The organism is Caballeronia udeis, from assembly GCF_001544555.2.
Taxonomy (GTDB): domain Bacteria; phylum Pseudomonadota; class Gammaproteobacteria; order Burkholderiales; family Burkholderiaceae; genus Caballeronia; species Caballeronia udeis.
The window spans coordinates 1-2,915 of sequence record NZ_FCOK02000169.1; the positions used below are offsets into that span (position 1 = coordinate 1).

The 2,915-nt window shown below is 59.3% G+C and carries 2 protein-coding genes; one reads left to right on the plus strand and one right to left on the minus strand.

The window, feature by feature from the left end:
• Positions 1 to 487: 487 nt before the first annotated feature.
• The gene (locus AWB69_RS50195) at positions 488 to 736 is read right to left on the minus strand and encodes a hypothetical protein (RefSeq protein WP_075644115.1); all 249 of its coding nucleotides are present in this window, start codon (positions 734 to 736) and stop codon (positions 488 to 490) included.
• A gap of 489 nt (positions 737 to 1,225) precedes the next feature.
• Here AWB69_RS50195 and AWB69_RS44920 point away from each other — a divergent pair, with 489 nt between their 5' ends.
• Positions 1,226 to 2,773, plus strand: coding sequence for a rhomboid family intramembrane serine protease (locus AWB69_RS44920; protein WP_197500494.1), 1,548 nt, complete (start codon positions 1,226 to 1,228; stop codon positions 2,771 to 2,773).
• Positions 2,774 to 2,915: the final 142 nt, after the last annotated feature.

Genomic DNA, 2,915 nt, shown 5'->3' on the forward strand with positions numbered 1-2,915 from the left:
GAGTTTGCGCTTTAGCGCTTACTCTGGTCCCATGCAGAGCAGTCGACCGGAGTTTGCGCTTTAGCGCTTACTCTGGTCCCATGCAGGGCAGTCGACCGGAGTTTGCGCTTTAGCGCTTACTCTGGTCCCATGCAGAGCAGTCGACCGGAGTTTGCGCTTTAGCGCTACTGTGGCTCCATGCAAAGCGCTTACTCCTGCCCTATGCAAAGCAGTGATGTGTCACGCACTGTCTGGTACTAGCGTACTCAACGTACCGAACGTGCAGATGCAATCGTAGTGCACAAACCGCTTAATAGCTAAGTTGCTTTTCGGGGCGATGCCCGTCTCAGCGTTAAAGCTTGACCGTGGCACCCGCATGCTGCCAGAGGGCTGCTTCCCTATGTGCATCGGACATCTGAGTGTCAACTCTCGTGCAAAGCTCAACGACGGGAGTTGACCGGCTTCTGCCTGTCCAGGCCAGGCGCCGAGCGTGCCGCTGCAGGCGCGCTCAGTCTTTGCCCCATCGCCAGCGAGGCGGCTCGCCCTTGAGCCAGCACACGGCCACAAGAGCGACGCTCAATAGCGCGATAAACAAGGCAAAAGTGAAAGGCCCTCGTGCTGGAGGAAAAAGTCGTATATCCAAACCAATCAGCGCAAAGTACGTGACCAACACGGCCCATCCCTGCCAGCACGACGGGAGACCCCAACCCCAGCCGTAGCGTTTCGCTGGAAACCAGTATTCATGCTCAGTAGACATGGGGCAATCTCGCAACTCGGACCTTGGGTGCAATTTTGCCATGCGGCTAGCAGCAACTGATTTCCGCTTCATCGGCTGAGCTCGGTCCGACATCAAATTTCCGGGGTCGACCCTGAAGCGACGCTCGCAATTTCCCGAAGCGGACGTTCATCTAAGCCATATCTAAAGGGGCGCGCTTCTAGTTCGGGCAATACGCCAACATAACTGCTCGATACCAAGGAGGCCGTCGTTGAGTGCTTCGAGGCCGATGTAGGGATCGGCGTCGGCGGAAGGAGGCGAAGTGAGTCGAGATGGCTTGTCGAGGAAAGTCTCGAACGGATGAAGCCAAATGCAATGACCGGAACGCCGAGTGTGCCGCCGGCGCGAGCCGTTACGTGTCGCTCCTGAAAGATTCAATTCAAGTCCGCACACCTTCCTGCCGTAAACCCGTGACTGACAAGAAAAAAAATGCCGCGCCGCCTGCGCGCAGCGCACATCGAGGGCCGACCCATGAGTCACATCGAGCCGAGTTGGGGGTTCGTCGATTCACCAGAACCGCGAACGGAAGACACCGGTCGACGGCCTGTTGAATTGATCCTTCCCATTGCACTGGGTTCGCGTCTGCGTAAGAAGTGGGGCGAAGTCCGTGCCAGATCGTTCGAAAACAAGGGTACGGTTCATGTGAACGACCGGGCCGTTACCATCCAGACATCCGTATCGCGCCTGTTTCGCTCCTCGCTGCGCGGCGATCTGATCTTGCAGCGCGAAGACATCTACAACGTGCGTATCGACGGCCGATCCGTGCAGTTCGATCTGGCCAACGGTCCAGGCGAACTGGAAACCATCGTTGTGCGCACGCGCAATCGCGAAGAGGCAAAGGTGCTGGTTGATGCGCTTCCGACACAGGTAACCCGTACTTACGCGACCGAAAACCGAGAGCGGCTGCTGTTCCTGGAGCGCATCAACGAGCGCACGCCGCACGTGCGGGCCACGTGGACCATCGTGACGATCTCGACGCTGGTGTACATCGTGATGGCCGTGCGCGGCTTCGGGCGCATCTCGTTGAGCGCGACGGTCGCTGCTGGCAGCAACTTCGGGCCTTACACGCAGGCAGGGCAGTGGTGGCGTCTGTTGACCGCCGTGTTCATCCACGCGGGTTTTTTGCACCTGTTTTTCAATATGCTCGTGCTCGTGCAGAGCGGACGCGTCGCCGAGAGGTTGTTCGGCATGGCGCGCTTTGTCGTGCTCTACGTGTTCGCTGGTCTGACGGGCAGTCTCGCCAGTCTTCTGTGGCATCCGGGCGTCAACAGCGTCGGCGCATCGGGCGCAATCTTCGGTGTGCTTGGCGCAATCGTCGCGTATCTCGTGCGCCACGGCAGCGTTGTGCCGCGCGCGCTTTATCTGCGGCACCTGCGTCTCGCGGTGGCCTTCATTGTCTATGCACTGCCGAGTGGCTTCAGGCATCAGGGCATCGACAACGGGGCGCATCTGGGCGGCCTGCTCGGTGGCTTAATGCTCGGGCTGCTGCTTGCACCGCCGCCCGATGAATCGACCGAAACGCGCGACCAGCGCACAATGTCGCTCGGCATTTCCGCGGCGCTCGCGTGCGGTCTGATCGGCGGCATGATGTGGGCACTCGGCGATCTGGCGACGCGCCCAGATCGTCAGGAAACAATGCAGTTCTCAAAAGTCATCGTCCAGTCGAGCGATCTGGAAAAGCACGCGATCGCAGATGTGAATGCGCTGAAGCGTTACCCGACGACAGCTGCCGGCCGGACGGCTGTGGCTGGTCAGATTCGCGGCAAGCTCGTGCCGGAATGGCAACGGCTCTACGACTCGACGGAAACCGCGCAGGTGCCACTGGATTCCGCCGAATGGAGGACACGCAAGAGTCTGCTGACCTACTACGGCGATACGCTGAAGCTGCTTGAACTCACGGCGAACATGATCGAGGCGAATCAGCTCGACGACAAGGTGTCGATAATGCTCGTCGAGACGCTCGTGCAGAAGGTGGATCGCGAGCGGGCGGAGATGCTGAAGCGCGGCGCGACTTCCTAGCGCGGCGGCTCGGCAATAAAATGGCGCTAAGGTGAACGGAGTGTCGTGACTTTCACGCCCATCTTGGGAACTGTCAGTATTTTTGTGTGCAAGGCGTTAAAGACCGGCTTCGCAGCAGGCCAGAATAAAACGTTATGAGCTT

Bases quoted from the DNA above. Each gene is read 5' to 3' on its own strand.
- AWB69_RS50195 (WP_075644115.1), bottom strand. From the start codon at position 736: ATGTCTACTGAGCATGAATACTGGTTTCCAGCGAAACGCTACGGCTGG.
- AWB69_RS44920 (WP_197500494.1), top strand. From the start codon at position 1,226: ATGAGTCACATCGAGCCGAGTTGGGGGTTCGTCGATTCACCAGAACCG.